Genomic DNA, 16,925 nt, shown 5'->3' on the forward strand with positions numbered 1-16,925 from the left:
ATGCGAAACGAATTTCGTTTAGGTAAAATCCGCCACTTCCCCACACGGAGACCGCCATGAGCAAAGCATTCGCCTCCCAGGCCGACCTGGACGACAAGAAAACCACCTTCGAACAGCTCAGCCCGCACTGCTGGGCCTACACCGCCGAAGGCGACCCGAACTCGGGCGTGATCATTGGCGACCAGTTCATCATGGTCAGCGACGCGACCGCCACCCCGGCCATGGCGCAGGACCTGATCAAACACATCCGCACCGTCTCCGACAAGCCCATCAAGTACGTGCTGCTGACCCACTACCACGCGGTGCGCGTGCTGGGCGCGAGCGCCTACAAGGCCGAGGGCGCGACCGAGGTCATCGCCAGCCGCGGCACCTTTGAGCTGATCGTCGAGCGCGGCGCGCAGGACATGCAGAGCGAGATGGAGCGCTTCCCGCGCCTGTTCCGCGGCGCCGACAGCGTGCCCGGCCTGACCTGGCCCACGCTCGTGATCGGCGACGGCAAGCCGGGCCGCCAGGGCAGCCTGGAAGTGGACCTGGGTGGCGTGAAGGTCAGCATCTGGCACCCGGGCCCGGGCCACACGCGCGGCGACACGATTGCCTGGGTGGAAGAAGAGAAGGTGCTGTTCAGCGGCGACCTGGTCGAGTACGAAGCCGGCGTCTACACCGGCGACGCCCAACTGGAAGAGTGGCCTGCCACGCTCGAAGCGCTGCGCGCGCTCAAGGCCGAGTACATCGTGCCGGGCCGCGGCGAAGCCATGAAGGGCAATGCCGACGTGAACAAGGCGCTGGACTACACGCAGCGCTGGGTCACCACGCTGTTCCAGGCCGGCAAGGAAGCCGCCGCCGCCGGCATGGACCTCAAGGCCGCCATGGCCCATACCCGCAAGAGCATGGACCCGGTGTTCGGCCACGTGTTCATCTACGAACACTGCCTGCCGTTTGACGTGAGCCGCGCCTACGACGAAGCCAAGGGCATCAAGAACCCGCGCATCTGGACCGCCGAGCGCGACCAGGAGATGTGGGGCGCGTTGCAGGCCTGAGCGCGCAGCGCCGCACGCCACACGAGCCGCCTTCGGGCGGCTTTTTGTTGCGCCGCGCTACGATCCACGGCGTCTCACTCCACCGCCCATGCCCACCACCCCCCTGCACCACACTGCCACCGACTGGGGCATCGTCGCGGTGTTCGCCGTCGTCTACCTCGGCATGTTCCTCGGCGGCCTGCCGCGCCTGAAGCTGGACCGCTCGGGCGTGGCCCTGCTCGGCGCGATCGCAGTCATCGGCCTGAGCGGACTGCCGGTGGAAGATGCCGCGCGCGCCATCGACCTGCCCACCATCGTGTTGCTGTTCGCCTTCATGGTGGTGTCGGCGCAGATGCGGCTGGGCGGCTTCTACGGCGCTGTGACGCGCCGCGTGGGCGCCATGCCGCTGTCGCGCAATGGCCTGCTGGCCGCGCTGATCGTGGTCTCGGGCGCGCTCTCCGCGGTGTTCTCCAACGACATCGTCTGCCTGGCCATGACGCCGGTGGTCGCTCGGCTGTGCCTGCAGCGTGGCCTCAACCCGCTGCCGTTCCTCATCGGCCTGGCGTGTGCGGCCAACATCGGCTCGGCCGCCACGCTGATCGGCAACCCGCAGAACATGCTGATCGGCTCGGTGCTGCAACTGCCCTTCGGGGGCTATGTGCGGCAGGCGCTGCCGCCGGTGTTGATCGGGCTGGTGTTGTTGTGGATGTGGCTGGCTTACGGGCCGGGTGCGAAGGCGGGGAGCCCCCACCCCAGCCCTCTCCCGCGAGCGGAAGAGGGCGCGAACAGCCCGGGCGTTGAAGAGCCCGTGTTTGATGCGTGGCAGACCACCAAGGGGCTGTTGGTGGCCGGTGCCCTGTTGTTGATCTTTCTCTTCACCGACTGGCCGCGCGATGTCGCCGCGCTGGTGGGGGCGGGCGTTCTGCTGCTGAGCCGGCGACTGCATTCCTCGCACGTCATGGGCCTGGTGGACTGGCCCTTGCTCATCCTCTTCATGGGCCTGTTCGTGGTGAACCACGCGTTCGAGACCACGGGCCTGGCCGCGCAGGCCGTGGCCTGGCTGGGTACGCAGGGCGTGCACCTCACCGACCCGGGGCCGTTGCTGGTGGCCGGCGCGGTGCTGTCCAACCTGGTGTCCAACGTGCCGGCCGTCATGCTGCTGCTGCCGCACCTGGGCGGCAGCGGTGAACAGGCCGGCGTGATGCTCGCGCTGGTGACCACCTTCGCGGGCAACCTGCTGCTGGTGGGCTCGATCGCCAACCTGATCGTGGCCGACCTCGCGCGCCAGCAAGGCACCGTGATCGACTGGAAGCGCCACGCGATCACCGGCATTCCGGTGACGCTGCTCACACTGGCCGTCGTCTGGGGCTGGATGCGCTTCGTGGGCTAGCGCGCGGCATCATCAAGCGCCAGCCTGTGCAAGCGCTCCCCGGAGCAAGGGAGCAAGGTCAATTTCAATGAAGGATGCGTCATGCAAATCAAGTGGCTCGAAGATTTGATTGCCCTGGCCGAGACAAGAAGTTTCGTCCGTGCCGCGGCGCAACGGCACGTGACCCATCCTGCATTCGGACGGCGCATCAAAGGCCTGGAACAATGGGCTGGCGTTGCACTGGTGCTGAGAGACGGCGGGCCGGTGGTGCTGACCGCGGCGGGCGAGACCTTGCTTCAGCACGCTCGGCAGACGGTGTACTCGCTGTCGTCCGCCCGGGATGAGTTGCGGGACAACGCGCTGCCTGATCAGCTCGTGTTCACGCTCGCCACAGGGCGCACCCTGGCCAGAACCCTGGCCGCAGACTGGTTGTGGCGCGTCAGGGCTCAGACCGTCAACGCGCTTGTCCATGTACGCACCGGGTCGATGGCCGAGACGCTGCATCGTTTCGAGCGCGGGGATGCGGATTTCATGCTGACCTACCACCACCCGGCCATCGCCATTCGCTTGAGGCCATCCCAGTATCTCCAACACACCGTTGCGCATGACCGGCTCGTGCCCATGTCACGCGCCAACGCGGATGGCAAGACCTTGTTCGGCTTCTCGTCCACCAAGCCCGTGCCCTACCTCGCGTACGCGAACACGCTGGCTCTCGGGCAGTTGGTGTCCGATCACCTTGCGAACCATGCGCAGGCGCCACGTTTGAAACCATGCCTGGAGTGCGATTCCGCCGACGCACTGCTGGAGTACGTGCTCAAGGGTCTCGGAGTCGCCATGGCTTCCATGGTCCCTGGCGGCAGGCGCCTGCAAGGCGGGGAAGATCGCTCCCCTGGCTGGAAAGACCCTGGAAATCGCTTTCGAGGTTCGCATGGTGCGGGCCAAGCGGCGCCTGTCGCCTTTGGCGGAGACGCTCTGGGAGGCCGTCGGCCCGACTTGAGCCACCCTGCTTGAGAAAGCACGAATCGGTGCTGCTTCAGCACATCGGGAGATTGTCCAAGGACCAAGAATCGCACGTACAGAAAAAGGAGACAGCCATGCGATGCAAATTTGGAATCTGGGCGCCGGTGATGACGGCATTTCTCGCTTCGGGACATCTCCCGGTGGCACACGGTCAGAGCGGCAGCTACCCCGACCGTCCGATCACGGTCGTGGTGGGCTATCCGCCCGGCGGAAGCACGGATCTGACCGCACGCGCTGTCGCTGACCAACTGTCAAAAAAGATGGGTGTTCCCGTGGTTGTGGAAAACCTGGGCGGTGCGGGAGGGGCCATCGGCGCGCAAAAGGTGTCGCGTGCGGCGCCGGACGGTTACACGGTCCTGCTCGGGGCCAACAACGAGATCGCGATCAACAGACTCATTTCTTCCGCCGTCAAGTACAGCTACAAGGATTTCACGCCCGTAGGGCTCGTTGCATCGCAGCCGATGGTGCTGGTTGCCTCGATCGGCAGCGGCATCAAGACGGTGGATCAGTTCGTCAAGACCGTGAAGGCCAAGCCCGGCCAATACAGCTACGGGAGCTCCGGTGTGGGTACCGCGCTGCACCTCTCGGTGGAAATGGCCAAACAACAGGCAGGCTTGTTCCTGACGCACATTCCCTACCGCGGTGTTGGACCGCTGACGACGGATCTGTATGGCGGCACGGTCGATTTCGGCGTGTATGTGCTGTCCAGTGGGCTTCCTCACATTCGCAGCGGCAAGGTGACGGCACTGGGCATCACCGAGAAAACCCGTTCTGCGGTGGCGCCAGAGATCGCGCCGCTGGCTGATCACCCGTTGCTCAAGGACATGGACATCGGCGTCTGGTTTGCGCTCATGGCGCCACCCAACTTGCCAGAGGCCGTGGCGGCGAAGCTTCGCAAGGCGCTCGCGGATTCTCTGCAAGCACCGGAGCTCCGCAAGAAATTGGAGGATAGCGGCTCCATCGTGGCTGCACCGAGCGCCGACATGGGCCGATTCCTCGCCGATGAAACGGCGAAGTACCAAAAGATTGTCAATTTCGCGAAGATCAAAGAGTGAGCCACACCGTCTTTTCATTGACCAAGCCCGAGCTCGGCCCATGGCGAACAGGTAACACCGGCACCGAAGGCGTGTGGTGTTTCGACTCGGGCATCGATGGTCCGCACGTCATGGTGAGCGGGCTGGTGCACGGCAACGAACTGTGTGGTGCGTGGGCATTGAAGGAGTTGCTGGAGGCTGGTGTGAGGCCGGAACACGGCGTGTTGACATTGGCGTTCTGCAACCTGGAGGCCTTCGACCGGTTCGACGCGAACGATCACGACGCTTCCAGGTTCGTGGACGAAGACATGAACAGGCAATGGATGCCCGATCGCATCGAACTGGGCAACACACGCGAGCGTCGACGCGTTGCGGCGTTGAAGCCCTTTGTAGAGCGCGCGGATTGGCTGCTGGACCTGCACTCCATGCATGAGCCCGGCTTGCCGTTGTCCCTGGCCGGGATGCACGAACGCAATCTGAAATTGGCCAGACAAATGCGCTCACCGGAATACGTGGTGGTGGATGCTGGCCACGAAGATGGCGTTCGAATGCGCGACTTCGGACGCTTTGGCCTGGCGGATTTCCATCAACCGCGCGCGCACTCGCTGCTTGTCGAATGCGGGTTTCACGGTGATTGGGTCAGCCTCGAGGTGGCGCGTGATCAGTGCTTCCGTTTCCTCGTTCAGGCAGGCTCGCTCTCCGAGCCATCGGCGCATCGATGGATGCCGGGCTGGAAGCAATCAGATGCCCCCCAGCAGTGGGCGTTGCATGTGACAAGTCCCGTTGTTGCAAGAAGCGAGCACTTCTCTTTTGCACAGCTCTTTGAAGGACTGGAGCTTGTCCCTCTGGCGGGTACTGTCATCGGCTTCAACGACGGAGAGCCGGTGACGACGCCCTACGACAACTGCGTTCTTGTCATGCCCTCGACGCGCCAGGCCAGGTCTGGCGTGACGGTGGTTCGGTTTGCACGCCGCGAAAAGCTCGATTGAGTGACGGGGTTGTTCTCTCGATGGTGTTCGAGAAAGCCTGAAACGGGACGCTTCTAGTCGTTGATCGACGACAGGAACTGCTGAAGCTCGGGCGTCTCGGGCGAGCCGAACAACTTGGCGGGCGGACCCATCTCGTGCACCCGCCCCTCGTGCATGAAGATCACGCGGTCGCTGACCTTGCGCGCGAAGCCCATCTCGTGCGTGACCATCAGCAAGGTCATGCCTTCGTCGGCCAGCGACTCCACCACGCGCAGCACCTCGCCCACGAGTTCGGGGTCCAGCGCCGAGGTGATCTCGTCGCACAGCAGCACGCTGGGCTGCATGGCCAGCGCGCGCGCGATCGCCACGCGCTGCTGCTGGCCGCCCGAGAGCTGGTCGGGGAAGGCATCGAACTTCTCGCCCAGGCCCACGCGCCTGAGCAACTGGCGCGCGCGCTCGGCGCCTTCGGCGGTGGCGGTCTTTTTCACCAGGCTGGGCGCGAGCATCACGTTGCGGCCCACGCTCAGGTGCGGGAAGAGGTTGAAGTTCTGGAAGATCATGCCCACGTGCTGGCGCAGCTCACGCATGGCGGCGGCGTCCTTGTGCAGCAGGGGCTTGTCGTCCACGCTCAGCGAACCGGCCTGGAACACCTCCAGGCCGTTGATGCAACGCAGCAGCGTGCTCTTGCCCGAACCGCTCTTGCCGATGATGGCGATCACCTCGCCGGCCTTGACCTGCAGGTCGATGCCCTTGAGCACCTCGTTGCTGCCGTAGGACTTGCGCAGCTGCTTGATGTCGACGATGGTCTTCTGGGTGGCTTCGGTGTTCATGGCGTGGTCTCCACGAGCGGAATGGTCGAGGCCAGGGAAGCCGCGGAACTGGCTCTGCCAGGCCGCTGGTTTCGTCCCCCCATCGGGGGGAAGGCGCGCAGCGACGCAGGGGGGCATTGCGAATCAGCGGCTTGCATTGAGTTTCCTCTCCAGAGTGCGCGCATACAGGCTCACGGGGAAGCACAGCGCGAAGTACATCAGGGCCACACAGCTGTAGACCAGGAAGGGCGCGAAGGTGGCGTTGGTGATCATGGTGCCGGCCTTGGTGAGTTCGACGAAGCCGATCACCGATGCCAGCGCCGTGCCCTTGACCACCTGCACCAGAAAGCCCACGGTCGGCGCAATCGCGATGCGCGTGGCCTGCGGCAGCACCACGTAGCGCAGCTGTTCGCCGAAGTTCAGCGCGAGGCTTTGCGCCGCTTCCCACTGGCCCTTGGGCACGGCCGCCACGCAGCCGCGCCAGATCTCGACCAGGAAAGCGCTGGTGTAGAGCGTGAGCGCGACCGAGGCCGCGGTCCAGGCCGAGGTCTCGTAGCCGAACAGCGCCAGACCGAAGTAGGCCAGGAACAGTTGCATGAGCAAGGGCGTTCCCTGGAAGAGCTGTACGTAGCCGCTCACGAAGGTCTCGGCACCGGGCCATTTGGCGGTACGCGCCACCAGCAGCGCCAGACTGACAAGGCCGCCGCCGATGAAGGCGATCAGCGAGAGCGCCACCGTCCAGCGCGCGGCCAGCAGCAGGTTGCGCACGATGTCCCACAAGGAAAAATCAACCATGGCAATGCCCGCCCGGCCGCCCGAAGGGCATTGCGCGCCCCTTGGGGGCAGCGAACGAAGTGAGCGTGGGGTCGTTCATCTTTTGCCTCCGAACAGGTAGCGCGGGCCGACCCAGTTGAGCAAGCCGCGCACGCCGATCGACAGCAGCAGGTAGATGCCGGTGGCGATGATGAAGGCCTCGAAGGCGCGGAAGTTGCGGCTCTGGATCAGGTTGGCGGCGTAGCTGAGTTCCTGCGTGGAAATCTGGCCGCACACCGCCGAGCCGAGCATCACGATGATGATCTGGCTGGTGAGCGCGGGCCAGACCTTCTTCAATGCGGGCGGCAGCACCACGTGCAGGAAGGTCTGCACGCGCGAGAGCGCCAGGCTGGCCGCGGCCTCGAACTGGCCCTTGGGCGTGGCTTCGATGCCGGCGCGGATGATCTCGGCCGCGTAGGCACCGAGGTTGATCACCATGGCGATGACCGAGGCGGTCTCGGGCGAGAGCTTCACGCCCGCGGCCGGCAGGCCGAAGAACACGAAGAACAGCTGCACGATGAAGGGCGTGTTGCGGATCAGCTCCACGTAGGTCGCGGCGATCCAGCGCAGCGCCACCGGGCCGTTACTGCGCGCCCAGGCGCAGGCCGTGCCGACCAGCAGGCCGATCACCGCCGAGATGGCGGTCAGGCCCAGCGTCCAGAGCACGCCCTTGGCCAGCAGCGGCCATTGCGCGAGCACGGCCGGGAAGTCGAGTTCGATGCCCATGGTGATTCCGTTTCAGGCCAGGATGGACGAGAGCAGGGTTTGTGCCGCCGGGCCGCTCCCAAGGCGCAAACAGCCCCCTCGGGGGCCAGTGACCCGCGCAGCGGCGGAGCGTGGGGGCTCCATCATTCAGGCAGGTTGCCTGCGGGGCGACCCAGCCACTTTTTTGCCATGGTGTCGAGGTCGCCGGCCTTCTTGCCCGCGGCCAGAATCTCGTTGACCTTCAGGCGCAGCGCGTCTTCGCCTTTGGCCACACCGATGAAGTTGGGGCTGTCTTTCAGCAGCAGCTTGTATTCGGCACCCAGCGCCGGGTTGCGCTTGATCATGTTGTCGGCCACCGAGACGCCGGTGGCCACGAACTGGGTCTGGCCCGAGACGAAGGCCGACACGGTGGCGTTGTTGTCTTCGAAGCGCTTGATGTCGGTGTTGGCCGGCGCGACCTTGGTGAGTTCCTGGTCTTCGATGGCGCCGCGCGTGACGGCCACCGACTTGCCGCCCAGGGCGTTGAAGTCAGCCAGCGCCGCGCTCTTGGGGCCGTACACCGCCTGGAAGAACGGCGAGTAAGCGGCGGTGAAGTCGATCACTTTCTCGCGCTCGGGGTTCTTGCCCAGCGTGGAGATCACCAGGTCGGCTTTTTTGGTTTGCAGGTAGGCGATGCGGTTGGCGCTGGTCACTGGCAACAGTTCAACCTTCACACCCAGCTTGGCACCGATGTAGTTGGCGGTGTCGATGTCCAGGCCCTGGGGCTTGAGGTCAATGCCGACGAAGCCGTAGGGTGGGAAGTCGGTCGGGATGGCGATCTTGATCAGCTTGTTCTTCATCACGCCGTCGAGGGCGGATTGCGCATGGGCGTGGCCCACGCACAGGGCGGTCGCGAGGGCGATGGTGGATGCGAGGAAGGCGCGTTTGGTGGGGGTCATAGCAGGGCTCCTAGGTAGGTATCGCTGGGGGTGGGTGGGGTATCGGGTCTGGATCTGCGCTTGCGGGCCACAGCGGCGCCTTCGCTGGCTTCGCGCACCGGCGCCAATGCTTCGCGCAGATCGGCCAGCGGGTCGTTGAGCGTGCCCAGCCGCAGCGCTGCCTGCACCTGGCCGATGTGGGCCTCCATCAAGCGCTCGGCGGCGTCGGTGTCGCAGCGCTCCAGGGCCGCGACGATGTCCACATGGTCCTGGCACGACTGCACCGCGTCGTGGTTGCTCTGGTAGAGCATGGCGATGAGGGTGGTGCGCGCGGTGAAGTCGCGCAGTGTGTCGGCCAGGAGCTGGTTGCCCAGGCATTCGGCCAGACACACGTGGAAGTCGCCCAGCAGGTAGCTGCGCTGGCCGACGTCGTCGCCCTTGAGGGCGGCCTGCTCCTGCTTGAGGTGCTGGCGCAGGCGCTTGAAGGCGTTCTTGTCCATGCCCTTTGTGCCGCGGATCAAGCCGGTTTCGATGACGCGGCGAGCTTCGAAGGCTTCACGCGCCTCATCGTGCGAGGGCTGCACCACATACCAGCCGCGGCGCGAGCTCACGGTGACGATGCCGCGCGCGGCCAGCCGCACCAGCGCCTCGCGCACCAGGGTGCGGCTGCAGTCGAACAGCATCGACAGGCTTTGTTCACCCAGGCGGGTGCCCGGCGCCAGGCGCTGGGCCAGCACGGCTTCGATGATGCGTTGGGCGATGTCGGTGGAGCTGACCATGTGGAACCTTTGGGCTCAACTCCATGCGAATTCCATGCCACGTCCATACAAGGCTTGTATGCAAGATTGATGCACCAGCTGCGTGCGCAAACGTGGTTGTGCAGTGGGTGCTGCACCAAAAAGCGCGGTATCTGGACACGTGGGGGGCGGTTTTGGTGCGGCCGGCGCCGCGGGTGTCAGCGCTGCGCGCTGAGCACGCGCAAGTCGTCTTCGTAGCCCTTGAGCACGCGCACTGCGTTGGCGCGCTGCTCTGGCGTGGTGGTGTTGTGCAACTGGGCAAACTGGGCGCAACCCTGGCGGATCAGCTCGTCCGCATAGGCCTTGTAGCCCGGCGTGGGCGACTGGCCGATGCGCGCCATGTGACCGCGCACGCGCTCGGCGGCGGTGTCGGGTGCGGCTTGCGCGTCTTTCACGGTTTTCAGCAAATCGGCCTGGCGGCGCAACCGCTCGGCCTGGGTGCGTTGCGGGTCAAACGGTGAGGCCATGATGTTGTTGCGCAGCAGCTCCTTCTGAGCAGCGTTCAGCGTGCCGTAGAGCATTTCGCTGCGACCCAGCGCGCGGTCGTGGCGCTTCTCGATGCGCGCGTCTACGGATGTCTGGAGGAAGTCGTCTGCGAACTCCTCATTGCTCTTGGCCTGTCGGCTCTTGAGGTGTTCCACCTGGGCCGCATCGAGCTGGAGCGCCAGACGCGCCATCGGCTGCGCGCTGGCGTCGGCCGCGCGCTCGATGCGCTGGCGGATCACGTCGAACTCGGCGCAGACCTGCGCGCCGGTGAGTTCCTGCGCGGCCAGGGTCTGCCAGCGCTGCAGCAGCCCGGCGTACACCGGCAGTTCGTTGGTGCGGTGCCACTGAAAAAAGGCGTTGATGTCGCCGCGCACCGGGGTCGACTGGTCGTTGGTGAAGTCAACATGGCTGTCAAGCCACCAGTAGGTGGCGTTGTGCGCCTGGTTGTAGGCCAGGCGTGCGGCGGTGCAGGCGGTGATGGCCAATGCCATGGTCACCAGCGCACAGACCTTCACCACCTGCAGGGCGATAATCCGGCGCACGTGAAGCCCGGCAAGAACGCCGTGCAACGGTTCCCCGAAAGAGGTGTTCATGTCGTTCCCAGTGGATGTGGTGGTGATGGCGGCCGGCAAAGGTACGCGCATGAAAAGTCAGCGGCCCAAAGTGTTGCACCGTTTGGGTGGGCGCGCACTGGCTCAGCACGTGATCGACTGCGCGGCGCGGTTATCGGCGCGCTCGGTGGTGGTGATCACCGGCCATGGCGCCGAGCAGGTGGAAGCGGGCTTGCACGCGCCCACCACCACCGCGCTGCGGTTTGTGCGCCAGGAGCCTCAGCTGGGCACCGGTCACGCGGTGCAGCAGGCCGCGCCCGTGCTGCCCGACGATGGTGTGACCCTGGTGCTCTCGGGTGACGTGCCGCTCACCCGGCCGGAAACCTTGCAAGCCCTGTTGGACCTGTGCGCCGGCCAGCGCCTGGCGCTGCTCACGCTGGACATGCCCGACCCCACCGGTTACGGCCGCATCGTGCGCTCGGCCGATGCGTCGGTGCAGGCCATCGTGGAGCACAAAGACGCGAGCGAGAGCCAGCGCACCATCACCGAGATCTACAGCGGCATCATGGCCGTGCCCACACAGCTGCTGCGCGGCTGGCTGGCGCGGCTGGACAACCGCAATGCCCAGGGCGAGTACTACCTCACCGACGTGGTGAAGTTCGCCGTGGCCGATGGCCTGAGCGTGGCGGCGCACCGCATCGTTGATGCGGTGCAGGTGGCCGGCGTGAACAGCCCGGTGCAACTCGCCGAGCTGGAGCGTGCCTATCAGCGGCGCTTGGCCGATACCCTGATGGAACAAGGCACCCGCCTGGCCGATCCGGCTCGTCTGGATGTGCGTGGCGAACTGCTGTGCGGACAGGACGTGGAAGTTGACGTGAACTGCGTGTTCGAGGGGCGCGTGCAACTGGGCAATGGTGTGCGCATCGGCGCGAACTGCGTGATCGCCAACGCCGTGATCGAGGCTGGCGCGGTGATCCATCCGTTCACCCACATCGACGGCGAGAAGCTGGGTGTGAAAGTGGGGCCTGGCGCGCTGGTGGGACCATTTGCACGGCTGCGGCCCGGTACCGATCTGGGGGCCGAGGTGCACATCGGCAACTTCGTGGAAGTGAAAAACAGCACCCTGGCCGCCGGCGCCAAAGCCAATCACCTGGCCTACCTGGGTGACGCGACCGTGGGCGAGCGGGTGAACTACGGCGCCGGCAGCATCACCGCCAACTACGACGGCGCCAACAAGCACCGCACCGTGATCGAAGCCGATGTGCACGTGGGCAGCAACTGCGTGCTGGTGGCGCCCGTGACCATCGGAGCAGGTGGCACGGTGGGGGGCGGCTCCACCATCACCAAAGACACGGCACCTGGTGCGCTGTCGGTGGCGCGCGGCAAACAGGTCGGCATTGCCAACTGGCAACGGCCCCAGAAAAAGAAAAAGGCCCCGTGAGGAGCCTGGTGGGGTAAGGCGGACGACTCAGCGCCCGCCGCGCACATCCATCGAATCGAATCGACTGTCGTCCGGCGACTTGCTGCTGGGGCCACCGCTGCTGGAGCGGCGCTGGTTGAAACCGCTGTTGCTGTAGGCACTGCTGAAGCCACCACGCCGGCCTTCCTGGTCCAGGTCCATCAGGCCGCTCAGGCCCATGACCTCGGAATCCCGGAAGGCGGTGTTGGCGGTGTTCAGCGAATCGAACTCCGAGAACTGGCTCTCCAGTTGCTGGCGGCGGCTTTCCCCAACGTCCCCCTTCTCTCTTGCCTTGGGTTTGGGCAATTCGGCCAGATTGAGTTGCTTGCGAAAGTCGGATGGCGACGGCATGCGGTGCAAGCTGTTCTTCAAGAAGACAAACCGCACGCCCGCGGTCTTGAGGATGCGGTTCTTCATCTTCACCATGTGGGCCTTGTGCTTGGCGTTGCTCAAGGGGTGCTGTTCGATGTCGAACGCAAAGGTGGGTTTGCCGTCATTGCCGCAAACCACGAAGTCCACCCGCTGCTGAGTCAGCCGCTCTTCGGCGCGTTTTCGGTTGGTCGCGCGGCGCACCGCCAGCATGTTGCTCAGCGTGATGTTGGACAACACCGCTTGCCCGGGAAAGGTGTCTTGCAGGTAGTCCAGCATTTGCGCCTGCTCGGGCGTCATCAGGCGTTCCGGGCTGTATCGGTCGTCGCGCCCCGACGATTGGCTCGTCATCTGGTAGCGCCAATAACCCAGCGCGCACAAGCCCAGCAGGGCCAGCGCTCCGAGCACTGCAATCCACGTCGTGTTCATCGAAAAACCTCCTGGGTCCAAACCGCCAATTTCAGTTTGGCTAAAAACGGAGGTTGTTACATAAAGTATGTTTCGTCAACTCTTCGAGGGGGGGTGCAGCGCGACAAATGTGCGGTATGTATGCAATTTTTGGCCGCGTTGAGTACCAATGTGGTCAATCGGAGTCACTGGGGGGGCTTGCCCGCAAGCGCCACACGCGGCTCGAACTTGGCACGCTTCAGACTGAAGAATGCCTTGATGTTGCGCACGTTGGCGTCGCTGGTGAACAGGCGCTGAGCCAGCGCCAGGTAGTCCGGCATGTCCAGGCAGTGCACCACCAGCAGGAAGTCGGGCCCAGGGCTCACGCGGTAACACTGTTGAACCTGAACAACAGGGAGCACGCGCTCTTCAAAGGCGTCCAGGAGTTCTGCGCCCTGGCGCTCCAGCGTGATTTCCACCAGCGCCGTGAGCCCGTGACCGAGCAGGGGGGCCAGGCGATCGACGCTGAGCAGCGCCACTTCGCGCTCGATCAGCCCGAGCTGGCGCAGACGTTTGACACGTCTGAGGCTGGTGGGTGGCGAAAGATGCGCCTGTTCGGCCAGGGCCTGGTTGCTCAGGGACGCATCGTTTTGCAGAAGGTCGAGCAAGCGGAGGTCGGCCTCGTCGATGATGATTTGTTCCATATCTAGTGAGTTTATGAAGCAATCGGTTCAATTTTTTGATGCGAGAAATTATTCTCGATGAAACGTGAAATTTTGGGCTTTTATTTCAATGGCTTGTCACTAGCATCAGCGTTCATTCATTTTCGGGAGCAGCAACATGTGTGGCATCGTCGCAGGGGTTTCAGGGCGCAACATCGTCCCGGTCTTGGTTCAGGGCCTGCAACGGCTGGAGTACCGCGGCTACGACTCATGTGGCGTGGCGGTGCACACCGGCGGCTTGCAGCGTGCGCGCAGCACGGCGCGGGTGGCGGAGCTGGCGCAGCAGGTGCAGACCGACGGCATCGCCAGCGGGACCGGCATCGCGCACACCCGCTGGGCCACCCACGGCGCCCCGGTGGTGCACAACGCCCATCCCCACTTCAGCCACGGCCCCGGTGCGGTGGCGGGCACCGTGGGCCGCGTGGCGCTGGTGCACAACGGCATCATTGAGAACCACGACGAACTGCGCGCTGCCCTGCAGGCCAAGGGCTATGTGTTCGAGAGTCAGACCGACACCGAAGTCATTGCACACCTGATCGACTCCCTGTACGAAGGCGACGTGTTCACGGCGCTGCAGGCCGCCGTGGTGCAACTGCACGGCGCCTATGCGCTCGCGGTGTTCCACAAGGACGAGCCGCACCGCGTGGTGGGCGCACGCGCCGGGTCGCCCCTGGTGCTGGGCGTGGGTACCCTTGATGGGGTGCGCGGTGGTGAGCATTTCCTGGCCAGCGATGCCATGGCTCTGGCCGGCGTCACCGATCAGATCGTCTATCTGGAAGAGGGTGACCTGGTCGACCTGCAGCTCGGCCGCTACTGGGTGCTCGACGCCCAGGGCCGTGCGCTCGATGCGACGCAGCGCCCCGTGAAAACCGTGCAGGCCCACAGCGGTGCTGCCGAACTCGGCCCCTACCGCCACTACATGCAGAAAGAGATTTTCGAGCAGCCACGCGCCATCGGCGACACGCTCGAAGGCCTGGAAGGCATCACCCCCGAGCTGTTCGGTGACGGTGCGTATCGCATCTTCAAAGACATCGACAACGTCCTCATCCTGGCCTGTGGCACCAGCTACTACAGCGGCTGCACCGCCAAGTACTGGCTGGAGAGCATCGCGAAGATCCCCACGCAGGTGGAAGTGGCCAGCGAGTACCGCTACCGCACCAGCGTGCCCAACCCGCGCACCCTGGTGGTGACCATCACGCAAAGCGGTGAGACCGCCGACACCCTGGCCGCACTGCGCCACGCGCAGGGTCTGGGCATGAAACACACGCTGACGGTGTGCAACGTGTCCACGTCAGCGATGGTGCGCGAATGCGAACTGGCCTACATCACGCGCGCTGGCGTCGAGATCGGCGTGGCCTCCACCAAAGCCTTCACCACCCAGCTCGCCGGCCTGTTCCTGCTCACGCTGGCACTCGCCCAGGTGCGCGGCAACCTGAGCGAAGAAGCCGAGGCCGACCACCTCAAGGCCATGCGCCACCTGCCGGTGGCCCTGCAGGCCGTGCTCGCTCTGGAGCCGCAGGTGATCAGCTGGGCCGAAGATTTCGCGCGCATGGACAACGCGCTCTTCCTCGGCCGGGGTCTTCACTACCCGATCGCGCTGGAAGGTGCCTTGAAGCTCAAGGAGATCAGCTACATCCACGCCGAGGCGTACCCGGCCGGTGAACTCAAGCACGGGCCACTCGCTCTTGTGACCGCGGCCATGCCGGTGGTGACGGTGGCTCCCAACGACACCTTGCTGGAAAAGCTCAAGAGCAACATGCAGGAAGTGCGCGCGCGCGGCGGCGTGCTCTATGTGCTGGCCGACGCCGACACCCGCATCACCAGCAGCGAAGGCGTCCACGTCATCCGCATGCCCGAGCACTACGGCGCCCTCTCACCGATCCTGCATGTGGTGCCGCTGCAGATGCTGGCGTATCACACGGCGCTGGCAAAGGGGACGGATGTGGACAAGCCTCGAAATCTTGCGAAGAGCGTCACGGTGGAGTGAGGGCGCGCCTGGGTTCTGACTATGAACCCGAAAAATGAGGTCTGTCGGAAAAAAATAGGTCTGTCGGGAAACGGGGCGTAGAAGGTAACAAACCGTATCCGACCCGTTACTATTTTCTTGATGCCTGCTTAGACGAAAAAGACAGATCACTCGTAGTCCCGAACGTGTTGCGGGTGATCAACGGACAGGCAAGTCTGCAGCGACAGCCGTCCGTGGACGCGGCTAGGAAGGATTACGCTGGTTGCCACGAAGCGGCTGTTCAGTTTGGCGAAGTGCGGTGGGCCAAGTGGCAGCTGTGCGGGGTACTGCGGTCATAGGACTTCCGCGACATGGCTTGCACCGTTTTACCGACCGCTTCTGTTTCACCCGGACTGGCGGTTTCGACCCGAAGGTGACACCTGAATTGCCAAATTCGGTGCCGAATAACGGGCATTTCACCTCAACCGATCAAGACACCAAGTCAGTGATGTCCCGCCACGCCAACACGCCAGGAAACGCCTCTTGCTTGAGGAAGCAACAGGACGCATCGGCGACGGCGTCAATAGACCTTGGCTGCGTCGAATTCTGCGACGCTCACGGCGCGTCGAAGTTCTCTGGCTTGACGGCTGTCTCGGCCCATGAGTAAAGCGTCTTGCCAAGGATCTTCTTCAGAAACGCGATGGTGACGTGGTACTTGACCGCGGCGGGGCTGAGGAAGTCGTTTCGCCTCGCATATGCATCTGCAGTCTCCCGCAGGAACTTCAGCCCGAGGAGATCGTTAGGAAATTCCGGTGCATCATGCGTCGAGTACGGCTTCTCGACCTCACCTGGCACAAAGAGCATGTTGCTCCATGCACGAAGCTTGATGAACGGATTCAAGAGCAGTACGTCGTCCTCGCGTCGAAGCCAAACGCCTTCGCTTGCGAACGTGTTGATGATGCCGGGCTTTTCAGCGTCGTATGGCCTCCACGCCGACGGCTGGATGGTGATCCCGATCCATTTCTCGCGTTGCTCCGCCCGGTAAGCTTCGACCATTGCGCGACCGTAGTAGAGCTGGTGACGGCCCGTGCCGTCTGCCCTCACGTCAAATTGCCCGAACGTTATCGCTCCGCGAGCGGGAATTCCGACAGCAAGTAGTGCCGAGAGCACCATGCCGCCGATCGCGTAGATGTCCAAAAAGGCCCAGTCTCCGTAGCCCTTGGGTTCCTGGTAGTACACGAAGGTGTCGGAGAAGTAGATCGTCCGGAATTGCCCGTTTAGCGCTTCCCAGCGATGGAAGGGTGCGAGCGTCTTCTCAATCGTCGCATAGACCTCCTCGTGTCCAAGCCTCTCAACCAATTCACCGAAACCCAAGATGTCCAGGAAAAGCAGATATCGGCCTTGCGAGGAGTCTGAAGCCGGCGAGTAGCCTATTTGTTCTTTCATGGGAAAGGCCTAGTTGTGAAGGCCCAATAGGTTGTATGTGTTCATCTGAGTTGAGTTTGAGAGACTGGGAATTACCACACCCCCAGAACCCTCAAGGAACTCAACCAGATGA

At 64.1% G+C, this 16,925-nt stretch carries 15 protein-coding genes and 1 pseudogene; 7 read left to right on the forward strand and 9 right to left on the reverse strand.

Features of this window, described 5'->3' with window-relative positions; all coding sequences use genetic code 11:
* Nucleotides 1–56: 56 nt before the first annotated feature.
* The 5 genes and pseudogenes from ASE11_RS06465 (at nt 57) to ASE11_RS06485 (ending at nt 5,428) form a co-directional block, all read left to right on the forward strand.
* Complete coding sequence (locus ASE11_RS06465) at nt 57–1,037, forward strand: MBL fold metallo-hydrolase (RefSeq protein ID WP_056268149.1); 981 nt, start codon at nt 57–59, stop codon at nt 1,035–1,037.
* A gap of 88 nt (nt 1,038–1,125) precedes the next feature.
* A complete protein-coding gene (locus ASE11_RS06470) occupies nt 1,126–2,406 on the forward strand; it encodes an anion transporter (protein WP_056268152.1) in 1,281 nt (426 codons plus the stop codon).
* 81 nt (nt 2,407–2,487) lie between these two features.
* Nucleotides 2,488–3,382, forward strand: a pseudogene (locus ASE11_RS06475) (LysR family transcriptional regulator).
* 97 nt (nt 3,383–3,479) lie between these two features.
* Complete coding sequence (locus ASE11_RS06480; protein ID WP_056268155.1) at nt 3,480–4,460, forward strand: Bug family tripartite tricarboxylate transporter substrate binding protein; 981 nt, start codon at nt 3,480–3,482, stop codon at nt 4,458–4,460.
* The gene (locus ASE11_RS06485; protein ID WP_056268158.1) at nt 4,457–5,428 is read left to right on the forward strand and encodes a succinylglutamate desuccinylase/aspartoacylase domain-containing protein; all 972 of its coding nucleotides are present in this window, start codon (nt 4,457–4,459) and stop codon (nt 5,426–5,428) included. The genes ASE11_RS06480 and ASE11_RS06485 overlap by 4 nt, the downstream gene beginning before the upstream one ends.
* Before the next feature lie 53 nt (nt 5,429–5,481).
* Here the strand turns inward: ASE11_RS06485 and ASE11_RS06490 are convergent, their stop codons facing one another.
* From ASE11_RS06490 to ASE11_RS06515, 6 genes are all read right to left on the reverse strand, one after another.
* A complete protein-coding gene (locus ASE11_RS06490; RefSeq protein ID WP_056268161.1) occupies nt 5,482–6,237 on the reverse strand; it encodes an amino acid ABC transporter ATP-binding protein in 756 nt (251 codons plus the stop codon).
* A 123-nt stretch (nt 6,238–6,360) separates the two neighbouring features.
* Nucleotides 6,361–7,011, reverse strand: a complete 651-nt coding sequence (locus ASE11_RS06495; protein ID WP_056268164.1) for an amino acid ABC transporter permease — start codon at nt 7,009–7,011, stop codon at nt 6,361–6,363.
* 75 nt (nt 7,012–7,086) lie between these two features.
* A complete protein-coding gene (locus ASE11_RS06500) occupies nt 7,087–7,755 on the reverse strand; it encodes an amino acid ABC transporter permease (protein ID WP_056268167.1) in 669 nt (222 codons plus the stop codon).
* A 122-nt stretch (nt 7,756–7,877) separates the two neighbouring features.
* Nucleotides 7,878–8,672 carry a transporter substrate-binding domain-containing protein gene (locus ASE11_RS06505; RefSeq protein ID WP_056268170.1) on the reverse strand — a complete coding sequence of 265 codons (795 nt, stop codon included), beginning with the start codon at nt 8,670–8,672 and terminating at the stop codon, nt 7,878–7,880.
* Nucleotides 8,669–9,430, reverse strand: coding sequence for a GntR family transcriptional regulator (locus ASE11_RS06510; protein ID WP_056268173.1), 762 nt, complete (start codon nt 9,428–9,430; stop codon nt 8,669–8,671). Before ASE11_RS06510 ends, ASE11_RS06505 begins: the two co-directional genes overlap by 4 nt.
* A gap of 176 nt (nt 9,431–9,606) precedes the next feature.
* Nucleotides 9,607–10,527, reverse strand: coding sequence for a DUF6279 family lipoprotein (locus ASE11_RS06515; RefSeq protein ID WP_056268175.1), 921 nt, complete (start codon nt 10,525–10,527; stop codon nt 9,607–9,609).
* Here ASE11_RS06515 and glmU point away from each other — a divergent pair.
* On the forward strand, nt 10,526–11,926 hold the full coding sequence (glmU, locus tag ASE11_RS06520; protein ID WP_056268178.1) for a bifunctional UDP-N-acetylglucosamine diphosphorylase/glucosamine-1-phosphate N-acetyltransferase GlmU: 1,401 nt from the start codon (nt 10,526–10,528) through the stop codon (nt 11,924–11,926). The genes ASE11_RS06515 and glmU overlap by 2 nt on opposite strands.
* 27 nt (nt 11,927–11,953) lie before the next feature.
* Here glmU and ASE11_RS06525 read toward each other — a convergent pair whose 3' ends face one another.
* Both ASE11_RS06525 and ASE11_RS06530 read right to left on the reverse strand, forming a co-directional pair.
* Complete coding sequence (locus tag ASE11_RS06525) at nt 11,954–12,742, reverse strand: DUF2726 domain-containing protein (protein ID WP_056268181.1); 789 nt, start codon at nt 12,740–12,742, stop codon at nt 11,954–11,956.
* Between the two features lie 164 nt (nt 12,743–12,906).
* Complete coding sequence (locus tag ASE11_RS06530; protein WP_056268184.1) at nt 12,907–13,404, reverse strand: Lrp/AsnC family transcriptional regulator; 498 nt, start codon at nt 13,402–13,404, stop codon at nt 12,907–12,909.
* A gap of 136 nt (nt 13,405–13,540) precedes the next feature.
* Here ASE11_RS06530 and glmS point away from each other — a divergent pair, with 136 nt between their 5' ends.
* Nucleotides 13,541–15,409, forward strand: coding sequence for a glutamine--fructose-6-phosphate transaminase (isomerizing) (gene glmS, locus ASE11_RS06535; RefSeq protein WP_056268186.1), 1,869 nt, complete (start codon nt 13,541–13,543; stop codon nt 15,407–15,409).
* Between the two features lie 573 nt (nt 15,410–15,982).
* Here glmS and ASE11_RS06540 read toward each other — a convergent pair.
* Nucleotides 15,983–16,813 carry a hypothetical protein gene (locus tag ASE11_RS06540; RefSeq protein WP_056268189.1) on the reverse strand — a complete coding sequence of 277 codons (831 nt, stop codon included), beginning with the start codon at nt 16,811–16,813 and terminating at the stop codon, nt 15,983–15,985.
* Between the last annotated feature and the right edge of the window lie 112 nt (nt 16,814–16,925).

This window comes from Hydrogenophaga sp. Root209, assembly GCF_001428625.1.
GTDB lineage: Bacteria > Pseudomonadota > Gammaproteobacteria > Burkholderiales > Burkholderiaceae_C > Hydrogenophaga.